Consider the following 18,666-nt stretch of genomic DNA (forward strand, 5'->3'; position numbering starts at 1 on the left):
GCTCTATCCCCCTTAGATCACACGCGCTTCGTTACGCAGCTTCTCAACCAGCTCGGCCACATCAGCGACCTTCACACCGCCCTGTCGTGCCGCCGGTGGTGCAAAGTTCACCGACTTCAGGCGCGCAGCCACATCTACACCCAGATCAGCGACGGCTTTGACATCCAGTGGCTTTTTCTTCGCTTTCATGATGTTGGGCAGTGAGGCATAACGCGGCTCGTTCAAGCGCAGGTCACTGGTCACGACCGCCGGCAGGTTCAGCTGCAGAGTTTCCAGGCCGCCATCAATTTCACGAGTGACCTTGATGGCATCACCCTCTGGCGCTACCTCGGAGGCAAAGGTGCCCTGCGGCCAGCCCAGCAAGGCTGCCAGCATCTGACCGGTCTGGTTGGAGTCATCATCAATCGCCTGCTTGCCACAGATCACCAGCTGCGGCGCTTCATCCGCCACAATCTGCTTGAGGCACTTGGCCACCGCCAGCGGCTCCAGATCCGCGTCCGCTTCCACATGGATGGCACGGTCGGCACCAACAGCCAATGCGGTGCGCAGTACTTCCTGACTGGCCTTGGGACCAATGCTGACCGCTACCACTTCGCTGGCAGTGCCCGCTTCTTTCAGACGCACGGCTTCTTCAACCGCGATTTCATCGAAGGGGTTGATGGCCATTTTGACGTTATTCAGGTCTACACCCGTGCCATCAGACTTCACACGCACCTTGACGTTGTAATCAATCACGCGCTTTACCGGTACAAGAACTTTCATGCTGTTTTCCTCGAGTTACTCTGCCGCCTTGGGGTAGTCGGTATAACCGGCCGGCCCCGGGGTGTAGATGGTTTTACGGTCGAACCGGGCCAGACCCAGCCCCTTGCGAATACGGCTGACAAGGTCAGGGTTGGCGATGAAGTGACGGGCGAAGGAGACGGCTTCCCCCTGCCCATCCTGAATGGCTGCCGCCGCCGTTTCCGGCTGGAAGCTGTCGTTGAGAATCAGGCTGCCCTTGAAGTGCTCGCGTGCCAGTGCGAAGGCATCAATCTCGGCCACAGGCGCTCGCATGATGTGGACAAAGGCCACCCCAATACGGCTGGCTTCACGCAGCAGGGCTGCATGACTGGCCGCGCTGTCTTCATCGCTTGTATCGTTGTAGGTATTGCCCGGATTGATACGGAAACCGACACGGTCTGCACCGATGGCATCGCTCATCACCTGCAGACACTCAGATGCAAAACGCACCCTGTTTTCCAGGCTGCCACCGAAACGGTCTGTACGCTGGTTGGTGCCCGTGCACAGGAACTGCATGGGCAGATAACCGCTGGTGCAGTGCAGCTCCACGCCATCAAAGCCTGCTTCAATGGCATTAACAGCCGCCTGACGGTGCTCGGCAATCACCGCTTCCACTTCCTCGGTCGTCAGGGCACGCGGGCTGTCGTACGGCTGCATGCCGGCAGCATCGGTATACACTTCACCACTGGCCTGAAGTGCTGAAGGGGCAACGGTTTCCACCCCTTGCGGCTTGATTTTCCGGCTGCCAATGCGACCTGCATGCATTACCTGCAGAACAATTTTGCCGCCTTTGGCATGGACCGCATCGGTCACCTTGCGCCAGGCCGCGACCTGCTCGGGGGTTTCGATGCCGGGCTGGCGGCAGTAGGCCTGACCGGTGACGCTGGGCCAGGTGCCCTCGGCGACGATCAGTCCGGCCTCGGCGCGGGCGGCATAGTGCTCCACCATCAGATCGTTGGGCATTCCATCCGCATCGGCACGGTTACGGGTCATGGGGGCCATCACAATGCGGTTGGCCAGCTCGATGGCGCCTATTTTGACCGGCGCAAACAGCGGCTCGGTGCCCACTAATGTTTCCTGTTGTGCAGTTTGCATGGGCACCACCTCAATCCAGTGCGGTAATGAGTACTGCGGAGCGGCCACCATCAACCGGCAGCGTTGCGCCCGTGATGTAGGACGACTGACCACTGGCCAGGAACAGAATGGCATTGGCCAGCTCTTCCGGCTGACCGACACGGCCCATGGGAATCAGTTTCTCGGTGCTGTTGCGGGCATTATCGTCCGCCAGCATGCCGGCGGTTGCCGGGGTTTCCACCACGGCCGGGATGACCACATTGACGCGCACACCATCAGGCGCGCCTTCGGCAGCCGCGGCACGGGAGAAGTTGGTCACGGCGGCTTTGGATGCGGAGTAACCGGACATCCAGGGAGTCCCCAGCTCACCGCAAATGGAAGACAGGTTCACGATGGAACCGCCATGCGCCTTCATCAGCTTGAGTGCGGTACGCGTACCCCAGAAAGTGCCGTCCACCGAAGTGGTAAAGTTCGAACGCCACTGCTCGGTATCCATCTCTTCGATGCTGCCCCAGGTGAACGCCATGGCGTTATTGACCAGCACATCCAGCTGGCCATATTCCTGGGCCACCTTTTCCAGCGCTCCGACAAACTGCTCTTCGTTGCTCACATCCACCTGCATGGAAGCGGCCTCACCGCCTCCGGCACGGATGCTTTTAACCACTTCGTCCAGCGGTTCCATGCGGCGTCCGCAGATCACCACACGCGCACCTTCCTGCGCAAAACGTTCTGCGGTAGCGGCACCGATACCACTGCCACCACCGGTAATGAATGCGACCTTGCCCTGTAGACAGCCTTGCATAATGTGTCTCCTGAATAGTTGTTATGCAGAGAACAGACTCGCTGCCGAGTGACCAAGCACGCGACAGACAGGCGCTTACACCTGCGCAGTCAGTAGTTTCAGAGTAAGAGGCGGGCAAGGAGCTGCCATCGTCCAAGAAGACTAAGCCGGAAAGACCGGCGAAAGCCGGCCTTAACCTGTTGAAAGCAAAGAGGGTAATGAGGAAGGGTCAGGTGTACTTGAGACGCACCCTGGCGGTTTTGGGGACCGCCTGGCAGGTCAGCGTCAGGCCGTTGGACAGATCACGCTCATCCAGCACATCGTTGTGCAGCAGTTTGACCTCACCTTCGGTCACTTCACACATGCAGGAAGCACACATGCCGGCCTGGCAGGAATAAGGCAGATCGATCCCCATCCGTTCGGCAGCATCCAGAATGGTCTCGTCGCCCTGACACTGGAGTTCGTAGTGCTGGCCATCAAGCTCAATGCTCACTTGCGACTCATCCACTTCGGCCGAGTCGGTGAGTGCCGCCTGCAGCTCCTTGTCTCTGGACTCTTCCGAGGGCAGGGACACAAAGCGTTCCACATGAATGTGATTGTCCGGCAGTTTCAATTCACGCAATGCCGTTTCCGCAGCATCCATGTAAGGACCGGGGCCACAGATAAAGGCCTGCGCCTGCTCCATTCCCCGCGCCAGCCGCTTCAGCAAACTGACGGTCGGACGTCCCTGCACGGAATCCAGCAGATGAATGACATCAAAGCGACCGGCATATTGCTCCAGCAACTCCTGCAGCGCCTCGCGAAAGATAATCGACTGCTCATCGCGATTGGCATACACCAGCCGGACCTGGCCCCGTCCGCGCAGCAATACCGAGCGCAGAATGGAGAACACCGGGGTGATCCCGCTGCCGCCGGCAAAGAGCAAAAACTCGCCATCCAGCGACTCAGGCACAAACACCCCGGCCGGTGGCATCACTTCAATCTGATCACCGGCCTTCACGTTGTCGCAGACCCAGTTCGAGCCACGCCCCTCTACCACCCGCTTGATGGTTACCCTGAGCTGGGCGTCCACCGTCGGTGCACTCGACATGGAGTAGCAACGCAATAGATGCTCACCCTGCCAGGGCAATCGCAGGGTCAGGAACTGGCCAGGACGGTAGCGGAAACGTTCGACCTGGCCGGCATCAAGGGCGAATTGCAAGGAGACGGCATCAGCCGTTTCCTGAACCACCTGCTCCACCCGCAGGTTGTGATAACGAGACGTACTCATAGCAGCATTCCTCAAAGGGTGTTGAAAAGCGTTATCGAGGCAGTCGAGACGAGCGGAACGCCGCCCGGGCAAAAACAGGCGAAAAGGCGGAGTTTAGTGAACTAAATGAGCACTTTGAGCCTGTTTTTAACGATGTATCGACAACGCAGATAGTTTTTCAGCAGCCTTTTAGATATACGGGTCCATGTTAGGCAGCCCCAACATCACCGCACCACTGGCGCGCGCATAGGCATCGGCGTTGTTGGCGATGTGACCACGGGCCTGATGGATATCGCGGAAGATGCGTTCAATCGGATTACTGCGATACAGGCCGGAGGCGGCGCAGGCACGCAGCAGCTCGTTGACGCGCTCGGCACACAGCTTGGGCACCAGCGATGCCTGGGCACGCTGCATCAAGCGTTCCTCTACCGGCATCTGCTCGCCAGTTTTGGCACAGTGAACGATGCGCGCATAGTTGCGGAACAGCACCAGCTTGAGCTGATCGACCGTGATCATGGCCTCTGCGACTGCCATCTGGGCATTGGGGTCTTCCGCTGTTTTGGCACCATGCTTGCCGATATGGGCAGCAGCACGACCACGGAATTCATCGATGGCCCCTTCCGTTGCGCCCAGACAAGCCGAGGATACGGCGCGCTGGAACACCTGAGTGAACGGAATGCGGTATATCCAGCCCGGGTTGGTTTCACGGCCCGGACAGCCGGCATCGGAATGGTTGTTGGTGCGGTGGGTGCGATGCTCGGGCACAAAGACATCTTCCACGACAATGTCGTGGCTGCCGGTCGCACGCAGGCCATGTACATCCCAGTTCTTTTCAATACGGAAATCACTGCGCGGCAACAGGAAGGTGGTATGTTCCAGCTCATCCGGGTTGTCCTTCTTCGGCAGCAAGCCACCGAGGAAGATCCAGTCACAGTGATCAACGCCGCTGGAGAAGCCCCAGCGACCGGAGAAGCGGTAACCGCCATCAACCTTCTCTGCCTTGCCCACCGGCATGTAGGTAGAGGCGATCAGGGTACCGTCATTGCCATCCGCCCAGACATCCTGCTGTGCCTGTTCCGGGAACAGCGGCAGCTGCCAGTTATGCACGCCGATCACGCCATAAATCCAGGCCGTCGACATGCAGCCCTTGGCCAGGGCCATCTGTACGCGGTAGAACACACGCGGGTCCTGTTCGTAGCCACCCCAGCGCTTGGGCTGGAGCACACGGAACAGCCCTGCTTCAGCCATTTCCTTGACGGTTTCACGCGGTACCATGCCCGCCTCATCGGCAGCCTTGGCGCGCTCAGCCAGTCGCGGTGCCAGTGCTTCAGCGGCCTTGACCAATTGAACGGCTTCAGGGGTCATGTAATCTTCATCCTGAGTCGCTGCCACAAAGTTGTTTGTTAACACGCCCATCGAACGAGTCTCCTCGATTATTATTGGAATCTTCCGGCATGACCGGCTGCACCGACCATCTCCTCACCGATGGCAGATTTGCACAGGCTGACAACCCCTCTCATCGTCAATTCGGACTAACGTTCCAAACCCCGGCGCCCCTTCCTGACCGCGATCACCCCTAGCCCATTTGGACGATGTTGCGCCCTTGGGTCTGAGAATAATGGATGGCGTACTCGTCGAGCTCCAGGCCAGCAGTACAACAATAAATTCGCCTGAAGGCCTCAGACCAAAGGAGTTTAGCCATGCGCGTAACCCTGGGTATCGCTGTTTCACTGATCGTGGCAGTAGCCGGAATATTCGCCTTCTCACACCGGGACACCCCCTCACTGGGCCCCCGCCAGATACCGGTGGACAACATGAACCTGACCAGCATCGTGCAAACCGATGCCGGCCTGGTGACCGCCGGCGAACTGGGTCATATCCTGATCTCATCCGATCAAGGCAACAGCTGGCAACAGGCTTCCCTGTCTCAGCAGCGTCATGCGCTGATCACGCGCCTGCACTTCACCGATGACCGTCACGGTCTGGCCATTGGCCATGAGGGCTGGATCCTCAAAACCGAGGACGGCGGCCGGCACTGGAAGGAGGTCGCGTTCAATCCGGGCAGTGAACCGCTGCTCAGCATTAACCGCTTGCCTTCTGGGGTCTGGATGGCCATTGGCGCCTTTGGCCAGGCCCTGGTGTCCAATGACAACGGCAACAGCTGGTCCAGCATGCCGCCACCCAATGGCACCGACTGGCACCTCAACAACCTGCTGCCCTCCAAGGATCACACCACCTGGTTGATCGTCGGCGAGGCCGGCACCCTGTTCCGCTCCACCGATGGCGGCCAGAGCTGGGAGACCATCCCGGAGTTCTACAACGGCTCTTTCTATGGCGGGCTCAATCTGGGCGGTGACACCTGGGTGGTGTACGGCATGCGTGGCAACATTTTCCGCAGTGTGGATAACGGCCAGAGCTGGGAATCCGTCGGCGGTGAACTCCAGGCCTCGCTGTTCACACACTCTGTCCTCGACAATGGCGACATCCTGTTGGGTGGCCAGGGTGGCGTCTTGCTGCTGAGTGAAGACCAGGGCCGCTCCTTCCGATTCCTGCACAAAAGCGGCCGCATGTCGGTCACGGACATCACCCGTCTGGATGATGATCGTCTGCTGCTGAGCAGTGATGCCGGCCTGCTGCCTCCGCTTTCGCTCGACCAATTGAAACAGCCCTCAGGAGCCTGATCATGTCGAATCAACACTCTTCCGCTGTGCAAAAATTTGTTGACACATCGGCACGCCTTCTGATCATCGGCCGCAAGCCTTTGGGCTTCCTGTTCCTGCTGATCACCATCATGCTGGGCTTCTCGGCCCTGCAGACCCGCTTTGACCCGGGCTTCAACAAGCTGATTCCGCTCAAGCACGACTACATGCAGGCCTTCCTGAAACACTCAGCCGAATTTACCGGCGCCAACCGAGTGATGGTCAGCCTGGAATGGACCGGTGAAGGCGATATCTACAACGCCGAGTTCATGAAAAAACTGCAGCAAGCCACCGATGAAGTCTTCTTCACCCCCGGTATCAACCGCACCACCGTGCGCTCGCTGTTTACCCCGGAAGTGCGCTATATCGAGGTGACCGAATACGGTTTCACCGGCGGTGTGGTGATCCCTTCACGCTTTACGGCCGATGAGGCCGGCCTGGCGCAGGTGCGCTCCAACGTGTACAAGTCCGGCCAGATCGGCAACCTGGTGTCCAATGACCTCAAGTCCGCCATGGTGCAGGCCGAGCTGCTGGAGATCGACCCGGAAACCGGCGAGAAAACCGACTACGCCGCCGTTGCCCGCCATCTTGAGAAAATCCGTGCCCAGATCGGCGATGAAAACCTCAACATCCAGATCATCGGCTTCTCCAAGGTAATGGGGGATGTAATGGACGGCCTGATGACCGTCGTGCTCTTCTTTGCCGTGGCCTTTGCGGTCACTTTCATCCTGCTGTGGGTCTATTCACGTTCGTTGAAGCTCACCCTGCTGGCCATTGTCGTGGCCCTGCTGCCGGTGGTCTGGCTGCTGGGTATTCTGCCGCAGATCGGTTACGGCATTGACCCCATGTCCGTGCTGGTGCCCTTCCTGATCTTCTCCATCGGCGTCTCCCACGCCGTACAGATGACCAACGCCTGGAAGCTGGATGTGCTGTCCGGCATGAGCTCCATCGAAGCGGCGGAAAGCTCGATTCGTAAGCTGGCCATCCCCGGCACCGTGGCCCTTCTGGCAAACGCACTGGGCTTTATGGTGATCATGGTGATCGATATCCCCATCGTGCATGAGTTGGGTGTTACCGCCTGTCTGGGCGTCGCCCTGATGATCATCACCAACAAGATGTTCATGCCGATTATCCTGTCGCACCTTAATCTGGAAAAGATGGCGATTACCGATGAAGGCAGCAGCCACGACAAGCATCCGCTGTGGTGGAAAATCTCGGCGCTATCACAGCCAAAACCGGCTCTGTTCAGCCTATCGGTGATGCTGATTCTGCTGGCGGTGGGCACCTGGCAGTCCCGTTCACTGCTGACCGGTGATATCGGTACCGGCGTGCCGGAGCTGCGCGCGGACTCCCGGTATAACCAGGACAACGACAAGATCATCAGCGACTACTCCATCGGGATGGATGTGCTCTCGGTGTATGTGGAAACCGACCGTGATTCAGAAGCCTGCCTGGACTGGGATGTGATGAATGCGGTGGACCGTTTCGGCTTCCACATGCGGGGCGTTCCCGGTGTGCAGTCCGTCAGCACCGTGTCCGGCATGGCCAAGCTTTATGTGTCCGGCAACAACGAGGGCAACCCGCTCTGGCGCACCCTGCAACGCTCCTCCATGGCCTTGCGCTCCGGCAGCCAGGCCGCCAACCCGGAGCTGGGCCTGAACAACGAGCTGTGTAAAACCATCAACATGATGGTGTACCTGGACAACCACCAGAACGACACCCTCAAGCATGTGATTGGCGAGATCGACAGCTTCATCCAGGACGTGGATGTGGAAGGTGTCAGCTTCCGACTGGCGGGCGGTAATGCCGGTGTGGCCGCTGCCACCAATGAAGCGGTGGAAACCGCCGAGGTACAGATGATCGCCTCCATCTTCGGCGCCATTACCCTGCTGTGCTGGCTCACCTTCCGCTCCTGGCGCGGTGTGCTCTGCGTTATCGTACCGCTGATGCTGGTGACCATTCTGTGTAACGCACTGATGGCCCTGCTGGGAATCGGCCTGAAAGTCGCCACCCTGCCGGTCATTGCTCTGGGCGTGGGTGTCGGTGTGGATTACGGCATCTACATCTACGAACAGATGCAGCACTCACTGAAACGCGGCGTCGACCTGCGCACCTCCTTCTACGAAGCCATGCGTCAGCGCGGCACCGCCGCCGTATTCACCGCCGTAACCATGACCATCGGTGTGGGCACCTGGGCCTTCTCGGCACTTAAGTTCCAGGCCGATATGGGCATCCTGCTGGCCTTCATGTTCATGGTAAACGTGCTCGGCGCCATCTTCCTGCTGCCCGCCCTGGCCTGCTGGCTCAATGTGCAGCCCAGCAAGGTGAAAGCAGCGAGCAAGACGGAAAGCCAGAGCACCAAAGCCACCCCAGCTGCCAAACCGGCTCAGGCAGCGGCCTCAGTGCAGAGCCATGCACGGGCTGTAGCGACCAGCGATAGCTGATCGACCCGATGGCGGAGCACAGCCTCCGCCATCTCCTTTCTCCCCGCCCAACTCCTGCACTCCCGACTTAGCAGCTTTAAAACCCTGTTCACAAGCCCGACGACTTCAGATGCTGTGACAGATCACCCAACTGATCCACCAGGGTGTAATCACGAAAACTGAAGCGCCACTCTCCGTCTACGCATTCAAATTCATCCTGGTAACGACCGGTTATGATCGGCTGTAGCACAAAGTCATCAGTCGCCTGGGATACGGTGTAGTAAGAACGACAGCTCGCCCTCCCCGCTGCCTCATCCACCTCCACAATGGGGTTGGTGATCATATGCTTGGTACGCGGGGTGCCGCAGGGATAAAGCCTGAGCATCGACTGCCAGGTTTGCAGCAGCCCTTCGGCATCCAGCGGGAACTGCTCGCTGCCAGTATGGACACGTGCATGCCGGAACAGCTCGGCTGCAGCCGCCAGCTGACCACTATCGATCAGCTCGGCATAGCGATAGAGAAGGTTACAGATCTGAACGTGGGAAGGGAGTGGCATGTTGATGATCTCCGATTATAAAGATCATCAACATAGCGGCAGTGAAGAAATGGGTTCATCAGCCGTTTGTACTAGGGATGGAAGCTGTTCGTGGGTAACTCGGCCCTATAACGCCGCAGTTAAAGGGCCGAAAAAGCGTAGCTTTTGAGGTCCCAGTGAGCAAGGCGAACGTTTTTCAACGCTTTGTTAGAGTTTATTGACATGCAGGCTCACTCCATCTATCCCCACGATCACTTTTATAATCCCGTAAAGCCGCTAAGCTTTCATCGGAGCGAATCTCGATGTATTTATCGAGCTGCGAACTGCTTACCGATTTTAGGAGGTCTGCCAGTAACTCTCGCTCGCTAATTACGGAGTGCCTTAGCTTCTCCGTTGTTTCCTCAAACTTGCCCCGCTCCATACAATTAGCCAACTCTTGGTAACGCATTAGATGATTGAACGAGAGCATAGCTTGAGTCTCCTGGACTCCATTTCTATATGCTTGCTGAGCAACGATGATGCCGAAACGATATGAAGCCAAACAGCTGACTACGAACACGATAGATAAGCCCGCTATGACTTTCTTCCTCATAAGAACCTCGAAACTCTAACGCTCGATTTAGGGGCCGATAAAGTGCAGCTTTTGAGATCCCAACCCGCTTGCGGGCGACTACAATTGCTTGTTATGTAACTATCAGTCCAGCCACAAGTCCCAATAAAAACGTACCCCACAATAAGATATAACCCCATATAAAAAAACGCTTTTGGAGTAAATTATTACTTGCTCCGTACACAATAGTTTCTAACAAGCCACTCAACTCACCATGTTTAATGGCCGTAATTGTTGCTAAAACTAAGAGGCTTACAACACCCATTGCCCCTATAGCCATTAATACTTCATTCCATGAATAGTCGTTCATAAGCTTTGGTTACATAACGCCTGCATTTTCGGCTAGTTTGGAGCGCAGCGGAAAAATAGTCCGACAACATGCGCTTGTTATACGGCACTTAGATTCTTGTCGCTCGTCACCTGGAGGAAGCATAGAAAATAGTACTTAAGTGTCTACCGAAATTTTAGCTAATTTAAATCTACTGTTTGATCATGCCGATTAGCATCTGAACGATAATGATCTGCAAGCACCCTTAATATTTTAGCTGTTCGTGGATATATCAACTGCACTGACTCTGAGTCTGTTTGATACCCTCCAGCCAAAGACCTCTCTTGTTCTCCACCAGCATATGGATGCCTTGTCGTAACCCCCCTGGAATTTAGTTTTCCATTGACTATACCGTCTTCAAAAGACTCACTTTTTAGAGATTCGATAACACCTCTAACAGATTTTTTAGGCCATATACCATCCTCTTCATCTGGCAGACATCTGGATAGGTATTTCCCTATATACAAGTCACCAATTTCTAACCTGCCGCATTCAATTAACTGCCCCCTAGCCAGTGAAACCCAGTCATGGACAAAATCATCTTCTGGCAAAAGGTGCAAAGTATCAAGTATATCCCACGCTGCACTAGCAACTTGTTTCGCCTGTTCCTTAGGCATGATTTCCTCTTCTTCAACACCATCATTTCTTACAAAGACCCACTTTATTAATTGCACAAAGTTCGATGGATCTTTTGCAATTGACTTATGAATAAAAGTTGGTGAGAAATCATGATGACGAAAGGCTTTTGCATACAGCCATTCAACCTGCAATACCTCTTCGTCACTGCACTGGCCAGAATCCTGAATAAACTTTATTGCCTGGGTGATATCATGACTTACAGTCTGTATTGAAACCCTATCTATATCTTCAGGGTTAGTAGCGACTTTTATAAGTATTTGATGAGCAAGCTTGGCATCTAGATCTCCCGCACTATTTCCACGGTGGAGAGATTGGGAAAATGCATCAATGGCAGCTAGAGGCCTACCATTCTTCAATAGATTATTAGAAATATACTCTACCAAGGAGGAATCTTTATCTTGAACAAAGTAATATGCGATCTTGTGCCAATAGCTCTCTTGAACGGACTCTTCACACGCATCAAGAATATCGAATGTTTCTTGGGTAACAGGGAAATTCACTAACATTTGGCTTTTAATGCTTTCATCAACCAAATGATGTTCGCTAATTATTTTCTTGATACTAGTAAAGTCGGAATGTGCCATCGCTGAAAAATATCCATTTGAGCACTCTTTATAGCTGTGATCTTGTCCTAACCAGGCAACCAAATCATCAACGAATAAATCTTTTAGTTTAGACTTATATAATGAGAAACCCACCAGCCGAGGAAACTTACAGTTTTCTAACAGGTCTTTAAAGCCATCAACCCCAGACTCATCATATAATTCTTCTAGTTTTTCAACTCGCAAAGATTCTAAGTATTCCTGCCTTTCGTCATAGGGCACTTTTCTTCTTTTTACAGGGTCAATCAGATCAGGCCAATGATCATCAAAAAGATACTTCGCATTGAGTACAGGGCTATCAAAATCAAGGCGCAGATAAACCTCTTCCAATTTGGTTATCACTTCATCTGGCCATGCCCAATCGGCATCTGAGAACTCTCTATGCTTAGAGATTAAACCCCTTAAACGCTTAAGTAATTTTTTACGAGAATCTTCAGACAACTTATCGATATCAACTGATAGCAATTTATCAATGATTATTTCGCGTTGAGCAACGGTATAGGAATCAAAATTACTCGCTAAATCAATGTATCTGTTATCTGGGTCTTTGTCGGCTTCAGCGATCATCATATCAACAATTTTTCCGATATATGAAAAGTAGTCGCTTTGCTTAGTAGTTTTATCAACCCCCTCAGCCCAATCTTGATAATCTGGACTAGCTAACCCACTTGTCGTTCGCGTATTACCAACCAATAACTCACGCATCAACCTCCAGGCAACTTCAGGATACTGTTTTAAGAGGACTCCTTTAATAAGGTTAGCCCGCTCATCATGCGTAGCGGAGCTATATGTAACCCACCCAATAAATATATCGACTAATGAAGAAAATGGCCTATTACTGTATCTTCCACCAGGGTCTATTTCCGAAAGCCTTGCTAAAGCCTGACAGACTCTAGTGAGGTAGTTTTTATTCCAGGATATAGTTTCTAAAGCCCACAAAAGATTAGAGTGGTAACACCCACCAGTAAAACTATCTTCGGCTTCCGAATTAAATAGGCCAAGCAATGGTGAATTTTCACCTAGCGAGGATCTATCTACCGCATCTAGGAAAACTTCTGGCGCAGCTTCTGCTAAAGGTGATGTAGATCTACCAAGTGAATACCAAAACTCCGTCGTATTATTATCTTTGAAAAGATGACTCAACCAGGTATCAATCTTATTCTTAACCGACATTCCACCAAGCTGAGATGCATAATCATCACTATAAGTTGACAGTAAGGCTAAAGTATCAGCTATATCTCTTTTCAATAGCCCAGAATATTTTGGTGTATTTCCCTTAACAGACGCCATCCATCTTTCATCTGGATCTAAGTTATACGATGGATCAGTATCTCCTAACACTTTGCCACAAATGTCACCAAGCCTATCGATATGGGAAACTGACATTAAACTTCTAATATTCAACCAAAAGTCAATCTTAGATATCACTTGCCAAACTGCACCAACTCTACGGATAGGCGTATCAGAATAAGTGGACAGCTTATCTAGTTGCTTTTCAAGCTGGTCGTAATCCATTCCCGATAAAGCGGACAAAATATCTTTGTCATTGTCATTACTCGAATTCCACTCCGTGGAAAAAAAAGCTGAAAACAATACATCTGCATCAACCTCTGTAGGCCACTTTGGTGCAATATATTCTCTGGGCCTTAAAATTTCATGTCTCAGCAGCGGCTCCAAATAGCCTTTAGTATCTGAATATAACTTAGAGGCCTGGCTATCATTAAAGCCGAGCTTTTGTATCGCCTCCTGCTGAATCAACCGAGGCCGCTTATCTAAACGGATAAGAGGGGTTTGCTGGCTTGATTCATCTGTAGGCAATATCACAGTGTGCCCATTACTAACTGCATCACCGACCCCGTTTGGCTGGAAATTGATTGGCATTAATATGAGCGGGGATTCAGATGATGCAATATCGTCCCAAGCCGACTGATCGAGCACTGTTAAAAATTTAGAGCTTAGTGAATCATCATTTAAAATGACCGAAAGAATAAACCCTTGAGATTCATTGATAGACTTGGCGCATACTGTATAACTGGCGGGGCCGTCCATTAAAGAATCTTTTAAGCGATCAGCCTGCTCATCCCTGTTGTGGAGGAAAAAATCACCAGTGAGTGAAATCTCTGTGATATTGGAAAACTTTGACCAGCCCTGTTCAATATCCCATAAATTAGGACACCGTTTACCTATTAACTCTGCAAACCAACGATGTACCGCTGGGCACTGCTCCAGCCAGTCACACAGAACTTTTGCATTGATTGCTTTTACGCCACACCATTCTTCTTCAAGGTTCTTGTCGGCTTCCCACTTGGATCTATCTTTCCAATGCCTCGATGTTACAAAAACGTAGGTAGTGTTCTTTTTATCAAATGGGCCCGGGTCCTTGGTTCGCTTTTCATAATCATCATTTGCTTTTGAGTTGACGCTTTTGTCGGTTCCAAACTCCCAAGCCGACACTCCCGATGGCACAAATAAATTACCCTGATCAACTTCAAGCTCGCCATCCCAACCACCGGTGGATACAGAGTCCCCAAATGGAAAATCAATTTTTCTTGGATTGGATGAAGCCCGTATAAGTTTATATATAAGCTGAGGAAGTAACTCTTCTGACCTGCGCTTATCTGTGGCAGTCCAGTTCTTTATATCGTTATCCGTGACATGCCAACCAGACATAGTTACTCCTTTTAGTGATCGATAATCATAAATTCATGATTATTTAATTTGTTTTGCCCGCATAAGTTGCAAGTGAACGCGATTTCAATGCCGTATAACGCCCGCATTCAGCGGCTTGTCCGCTGTAATGCATTGTTAGGCCTGATAAAAACTGCTTCAGCATATTCGTCAGCAATACCCTTAAATTCTCTTACTAAATGAAGTGATCGAGACAAGGACAGCCTGGGGTAATGATCACTCGATTCAAAAACGTCTTCCCCCAAAAGCTCTTCGCACTTCTCTTTGTCGAAATCACTTTCAATTATTCCGTTCGAGTGCACCACTGCATTACGCAACACTCTAACCAAATCAATTACCTTCCTTCTCTTTCTCCACTCTTTGAGAGATACCTGTCGATCGTGTAGTAAAGTATTAATAAGAGCACTCAATTCTTTAGGTTTTTTGCGCTTTTCATTTTTCACGTAGAACTCGTACTCTTCATGGAAGAAACCCTCAAGCAATGAGTAGGACATGACGATAGCTATATCACTAATTGCATTTCTCGCAACTAAATCTTTGGTTGTACTAAAAGACCCGCAAGAATGACTTGTAACTTCTTTAAAGTTACTGATCATATTCGAGATCATCATCTCGACACCTTCAAAAGTCCTGGTTCCAGTCCTGAATGTCCAATGAGCATAATGCCAATTCTTATCTAGCTCAGTTTCTTCCATAAATAAGACCCAATGTAGAGTTTCTGCCTAACGTTTAGTTAACGTGCCGCCGAAAGCGCAAAAAAATATACGTCGGCACATAATTTATGATGAATCACCGATACTTCCTCTTTCAAGGTCACGTTCAACGCCTTGTTGGACATAATCGCTTACTGCCGGTGCCCCGTCTTCTTTTATAAAGGAAAATCCTTTTGCTTCCCTTCGCCAAGGTCGTCCCAGCAACTCAGCGTGCGCACCACAGGCGTTACAACACAACAACACCTGCTCTACAGGTGCAGTACATCGAACCTTCACTCCCGCCAGATTACCGTGCTGCGCCAACATCCGCTGGTGTCGCTTTCTGGCTGCCGGGGCGTATAGCCCGTAGTAGCGCACCGTATGCACGCCTTTGGCAGGGACATGCTGCAACAGCCGCTGGATCATCTGCCACGGCGTCAATTTCTGCTGTTTGATGCGCTTGTCTCGGTGAGACAAATAGCTCATCTCCAGCCGTTGCCCGTCCCAACGCTTGATCTGTTCAGGTCTCAATGGCCCGCCTTTACAGTACCTGGCCAGGTACAGCATGACCCCGCGTCCATGTGCATAACGCTCCTCAACTCGAACACTCCACTCTTTCCTGTACAGGCTTCGGTGCTGTCGCCAGAAATCCTCGACTCTCAGGTCTGGTGGTAAAACCAGACCCTTGTCATCAGCCGCATCCTTAAGCAGGGCCTGCACCTTGCCACGGTAATAGCGCCTCAATACCGCACCGGGGAGCAGGTAGTCACCAACGCCTTTCCACTCGCCTGACTTCATCAGGCCGCCGGCCGTCACCAGACAGTGCGTATGTGGGTGCAGAGTCAGTTGCCGCCCCCAAGTATGCAGGGCCATCAAAATACCGGGGCGAATGCCGCCATACTTCTTATCCGCCAACAATTCCTGCAATGCTTCCTGACTGGCTCGGAACAGTAGCCGTGCAAACAGTCCTTCGTTATACCGCCACAGCGGTAAATACTCATGCGGCAACGTAAAGATCACGTGAAAGTGCGGCACGTCCAACAAGCGCTGCTTTTGTGCCTCAATCCATTCCTTGCGATGCTTCTGTGCGCACACATAACAGCTGCGGTGGCGGCAAGAATGATACTGCTCCCATTGCTCCTGACAGTCAGGGCAGGCGTAATAACTCACCCCCATATCCCGCGTTCTGCAATATGTAATGGATGTGATCGCCCGCCGGTTTTTCAGTGGCTGACGCGATTTATCCAGCGCCGCTTTATACGACTGAAATAGCCGTTGTATCGCTCTGTTTGGCATGTCCCTATGCCTCTTTTAAATCTTGCACTCCACCGCGAAGCGGTTATGTTCAACAGCCAATTTATGAGGTCTTCTACCTCATAATAATTATTAGCGGGTATACCTTTTAACAGTTATCAGTACGGTATAACTCATTGAAATAATTAGACTCGGCACCAAAAATCCCAAACAAAAAGGTACTTTTTCGGTGGGCGAACCACCCAGCGGGTACACTTCTGACAATCATCTGAAGGCTTTGATACATGCCCCGCCCGCAGGCACCAAGGAAGGCCTGAAAACACAGAAGCAAGCAATGAAATGAAGTATCGATACAGTAAGACAACGCTTTCATCTCCCTTCCGTTGAAAATGATCAGGCGTACATTTGGTGTCGGGCTATGCAACCCTTGAGTCCATTAAGCTTCAATCCTGCCCCATTGGCGTCTACTTTTCCAGACATTGTCGATCAAAGTTGAACAGGAAATAGCCGGTGCATGCACCGGCCTGGGTGTGGATATTACGTGGCTGGAGATGTGAGTTCTTGCAGTCGTTCGACCCGTGTTTCAATGATCTTCCATTGCCCCTCAATGCGCCGGTAGCGGTCGTAATAGACCGCACCCAGTTGCAGGGTCGCGCCGGTTTCGGCATCCAGGTTGAAGTAGAACAGGCCCCAGCGGCCGGTGGCTTCGTTTTCGCTGAGTAGCTCGATTTCGGGGTTGCTGCCATGGTGCAGGTCTTTTACCCGTTCATGGCAGGCCAGTTGCTGGTAGAGCGCCACGAAGCTGTCACGGTCGGTAAACAGGCCAACAGGGCCATAGTCGATCAGGACCTCCCCTTCCGCAAAGCAGTCGCGGATACTGTCCACCTCCTTGAGGTCGCAGGCGTTGAGGTAGCGGTGCTTGAGCTGGCGGATCGCTTCCAGCGCTTCAAGGCGTGCGATACGTTGTTCCAGGGTCATGATTGTGCCGGAGTGAAATTCAGCGGCCCCCAGTAGGCTTTCATTGAGCGAATCTGGCCTTTCTCGTTGAATTCCATCACATCAATGACATCGATGCTGCCGGGCATTTCACCCTCAAGCACATCCACACGAAAAGCGATGGCCCCGCTACCTGCGTCACTGGCACGCACCGGTCCCTGCAGCGTTGCGCGCATTTTCGCACCGGTCAGCCCCTTACGATAAAACGCCTCAATCGCTGCCTTGCCCCTGTGTACAGGTGCTCCAACCGGGTCTTCCACCTGAGCATCATCGGCGTAGAGCTCGAGAATGGCATCCACGTCCACTGCATCGACGCGTTCAATGTACTGTTGCATGACCGCCTGAACCTTCTGTGCGCTGATCATGAATATCTCCTTGTCATTATTGTTGTTGGCTGAGTGTTTAGTGCTCTATTTGCTTAATCGACCCGTGCCGGGTGCCAGCTCAGCGGTGCCCCCAAGAGTTGTCGATAGGAAGGCGGCTGACTGTTATCCACATCCCTAATGCCATAGTCCTGCGCCAGCTCGGCACTGACCAGTGTTTTACCGGAGTGCTGCGCCAGGTCCGGATCATCCAGCAGTGCAGCAATCACTCGGCCATTAAACTCGGGCGTTTCACCGGTCTGCATGATTTCGCCATAGGCATCGGGGCGGGACTGCGCCGCAATGGCGGAACGTTCGGTGCGCTGGGGGCCTAGCCAGAGGGACACACAGGCAACGTCTGTATCCTCAAAGTCGACCGCCATATCCGCCACCATTTTGTCGCCGCCGGCTTTCTGGGCACCGTAGATAGGGCCATGCATATAGCAGCCGGCACCGTATGAAGATGTGAATACAATCAGCCCCTTTTCTGCCTTCAATAACAGTGGCGCTGCGAAGTAGCTGGCCACGTAAGAGGATTTGAGACCGACATCGAGCATGCGGGTCATATCCAGCGGCTTCTGCCAGAAAGGCCCGGCGTCGATCAGGTTTTCATGCAGGGCAATGGCGTTATTCACCAGCAGGTCGAGATGCCCCTGCTCCTGCTCCACGCGTGCGAAGAGTGCACGTACCTGCTCATTGTCGCCATGGTCACAGGCAACGGGAATGCCCTTGCCGCCAGCCTCGGTGACCGCCTGGGCAGTCTCTTCCAGCGTGCCGGGCAGTGGTTGCCCCATCAACGTCATGTTGCTTTGGCTCAGTGAGCGTCCGGTCAGGTATACGGTAAAGCCGGCAGCCCCAAGCGCAACGGCGATGCCCTTGCCAACACCACGGCTGGCACCGGTTACTACCGCCACTGGGGGGTGTTTATGAGTCGTCATATCCTGGTTTCCTCAT

General features: G+C 52.9%; 15 protein-coding genes. 2 read left to right on the forward strand and 13 right to left on the reverse strand.

The features are described from left to right. Positions 1 to 12 precede the first annotated feature (12 nt). The 5 genes from BW956_RS03575 to BW956_RS03595 form a co-directional block, all read right to left on the reverse strand. A complete protein-coding gene (locus BW956_RS03575) occupies positions 13 to 762 on the reverse strand; it encodes an electron transfer flavoprotein subunit beta/FixA family protein (RefSeq protein WP_076460879.1) in 750 nt (249 codons plus the stop codon). Positions 763 to 777: 15 nt separating this feature from the next. Beyond that, complete coding sequence (locus BW956_RS03580) at positions 778 to 1,875, reverse strand: alkene reductase (RefSeq protein ID WP_076460881.1); 1,098 nt, start codon at positions 1,873 to 1,875, stop codon at positions 778 to 780. 10 nt (positions 1,876 to 1,885) lie between these two features. Continuing rightward, positions 1,886 to 2,656, reverse strand: a complete 771-nt coding sequence (locus BW956_RS03585; RefSeq protein ID WP_076460883.1) for an SDR family NAD(P)-dependent oxidoreductase — start codon at positions 2,654 to 2,656, stop codon at positions 1,886 to 1,888. A gap of 208 nt (positions 2,657 to 2,864) precedes the next feature. Then, the gene (locus BW956_RS03590) at positions 2,865 to 3,905 is read right to left on the reverse strand and encodes a ferredoxin--NADP reductase (protein WP_076460885.1); all 1,041 of its coding nucleotides are present in this window, start codon (positions 3,903 to 3,905) and stop codon (positions 2,865 to 2,867) included. A 168-nt stretch (positions 3,906 to 4,073) separates the two neighbouring features. After that, a complete protein-coding gene (locus BW956_RS03595; protein ID WP_076460887.1) occupies positions 4,074 to 5,300 on the reverse strand; it encodes an acyl-CoA dehydrogenase family protein in 1,227 nt (408 codons plus the stop codon). A gap of 284 nt (positions 5,301 to 5,584) precedes the next feature. Here BW956_RS03595 and BW956_RS03600 point away from each other — a divergent pair, with 284 nt between their 5' ends. Then, positions 5,585 to 6,565 carry a WD40/YVTN/BNR-like repeat-containing protein gene (locus BW956_RS03600; protein WP_076460889.1) on the forward strand — a complete coding sequence of 327 codons (981 nt, stop codon included), beginning with the start codon at positions 5,585 to 5,587 and terminating at the stop codon, positions 6,563 to 6,565. A gap of 2 nt (positions 6,566 to 6,567) precedes the next feature. Further along, positions 6,568 to 9,027, forward strand: a complete 2,460-nt coding sequence (locus BW956_RS03605; protein ID WP_076460891.1) for an efflux RND transporter permease subunit — start codon at positions 6,568 to 6,570, stop codon at positions 9,025 to 9,027. 88 nt (positions 9,028 to 9,115) lie between these two features. On the opposite strand, the gene BW956_RS03610 is transcribed toward BW956_RS03605, so the two are convergent. From BW956_RS03610 to BW956_RS03650, 8 genes are all read right to left on the reverse strand, one after another. Further along, positions 9,116 to 9,562 carry a nuclear transport factor 2 family protein gene (locus BW956_RS03610; RefSeq protein WP_076460893.1) on the reverse strand — a complete coding sequence of 149 codons (447 nt, stop codon included), beginning with the start codon at positions 9,560 to 9,562 and terminating at the stop codon, positions 9,116 to 9,118. 662 nt (positions 9,563 to 10,224) lie between these two features. Beyond that, entirely contained in the window at positions 10,225 to 10,461 is a 237-nt protein-coding gene (locus BW956_RS03620) for a hypothetical protein (RefSeq protein WP_139327117.1), read from the reverse strand. A 158-nt stretch (positions 10,462 to 10,619) separates the two neighbouring features. Further along, positions 10,620 to 14,390 carry a hypothetical protein gene (locus BW956_RS03625; protein ID WP_076460898.1) on the reverse strand — a complete coding sequence of 1,257 codons (3,771 nt, stop codon included), beginning with the start codon at positions 14,388 to 14,390 and terminating at the stop codon, positions 10,620 to 10,622. A 107-nt stretch (positions 14,391 to 14,497) separates the two neighbouring features. Then, positions 14,498 to 15,103 (reverse strand): hypothetical protein, encoded by a 606-nt coding sequence (locus BW956_RS22530; RefSeq protein ID WP_217695087.1) that lies wholly within the window; start codon positions 15,101 to 15,103, stop codon positions 14,498 to 14,500. Between the two features lie 84 nt (positions 15,104 to 15,187). Then, positions 15,188 to 16,396 (reverse strand): IS91 family transposase, encoded by a 1,209-nt coding sequence (locus BW956_RS03635; RefSeq protein ID WP_076460900.1) that lies wholly within the window; start codon positions 16,394 to 16,396, stop codon positions 15,188 to 15,190. A gap of 495 nt (positions 16,397 to 16,891) precedes the next feature. Then, on the reverse strand, positions 16,892 to 17,332 hold the full coding sequence (locus BW956_RS03640) for a nuclear transport factor 2 family protein (protein WP_076460902.1): 441 nt from the start codon (positions 17,330 to 17,332) through the stop codon (positions 16,892 to 16,894). Continuing rightward, positions 17,329 to 17,715 (reverse strand): nuclear transport factor 2 family protein, encoded by a 387-nt coding sequence (locus BW956_RS03645; RefSeq protein ID WP_076460904.1) that lies wholly within the window; start codon positions 17,713 to 17,715, stop codon positions 17,329 to 17,331. The genes BW956_RS03640 and BW956_RS03645 overlap by 4 nt, the downstream gene beginning before the upstream one ends. Before the next feature lie 53 nt (positions 17,716 to 17,768). Continuing rightward, positions 17,769 to 18,650, reverse strand: coding sequence for an SDR family NAD(P)-dependent oxidoreductase (locus tag BW956_RS03650; protein WP_076460906.1), 882 nt, complete (start codon positions 18,648 to 18,650; stop codon positions 17,769 to 17,771). Between the last annotated feature and the right edge of the window lie 16 nt (positions 18,651 to 18,666).

Origin of the sequence: Marinobacterium stanieri (assembly GCF_900155945.1) — a bacterium.
GTDB lineage: Bacteria > Pseudomonadota > Gammaproteobacteria > Pseudomonadales > Balneatricaceae > Marinobacterium > Marinobacterium stanieri.

Coding starts and splice junctions, on each gene's coding strand:
- BW956_RS03610 (WP_076460893.1), bottom strand. CDS start 9,562: ATGCCACTCCCTTCCCACGTTCAGATCTGTAACCTTCTCTATCGCTAT.
- BW956_RS03645 (WP_076460904.1), bottom strand. CDS start 17,715: ATGATCAGCGCACAGAAGGTTCAGGCGGTCATGCAACAGTACATTGAA.
- BW956_RS03580 (WP_076460881.1), bottom strand. CDS start 1,875: ATGCAAACTGCACAACAGGAAACATTAGTGGGCACCGAGCCGCTGTTT.
- BW956_RS03595 (WP_076460887.1), bottom strand. CDS start 5,300: ATGGGCGTGTTAACAAACAACTTTGTGGCAGCGACTCAGGATGAAGAT.
- BW956_RS03605 (WP_076460891.1), top strand. CDS start 6,568: ATGTCGAATCAACACTCTTCCGCTGTGCAAAAATTTGTTGACACATCG.
- BW956_RS03600 (WP_076460889.1), top strand. CDS start 5,585: ATGCGCGTAACCCTGGGTATCGCTGTTTCACTGATCGTGGCAGTAGCC.
- BW956_RS03585 (WP_076460883.1), bottom strand. CDS start 2,656: ATGCAAGGCTGTCTACAGGGCAAGGTCGCATTCATTACCGGTGGTGGC.
- BW956_RS03635 (WP_076460900.1), bottom strand. CDS start 16,396: ATGCCAAACAGAGCGATACAACGGCTATTTCAGTCGTATAAAGCGGCG.
- BW956_RS22530 (WP_217695087.1), bottom strand. CDS start 15,103: ATGGAAGAAACTGAGCTAGATAAGAATTGGCATTATGCTCATTGGACA.
- BW956_RS03625 (WP_076460898.1), bottom strand. CDS start 14,390: ATGTCTGGTTGGCATGTCACGGATAACGATATAAAGAACTGGACTGCC.
- BW956_RS03650 (WP_076460906.1), bottom strand. CDS start 18,650: ATGACGACTCATAAACACCCCCCAGTGGCGGTAGTAACCGGTGCCAGC.
- BW956_RS03620 (WP_139327117.1), bottom strand. CDS start 10,461: ATGAACGACTATTCATGGAATGAAGTATTAATGGCTATAGGGGCAATG.
- BW956_RS03575 (WP_076460879.1), bottom strand. CDS start 762: ATGAAAGTTCTTGTACCGGTAAAGCGCGTGATTGATTACAACGTCAAG.
- BW956_RS03590 (WP_076460885.1), bottom strand. CDS start 3,905: ATGAGTACGTCTCGTTATCACAACCTGCGGGTGGAGCAGGTGGTTCAG.
- BW956_RS03640 (WP_076460902.1), bottom strand. CDS start 17,332: ATGACCCTGGAACAACGTATCGCACGCCTTGAAGCGCTGGAAGCGATC.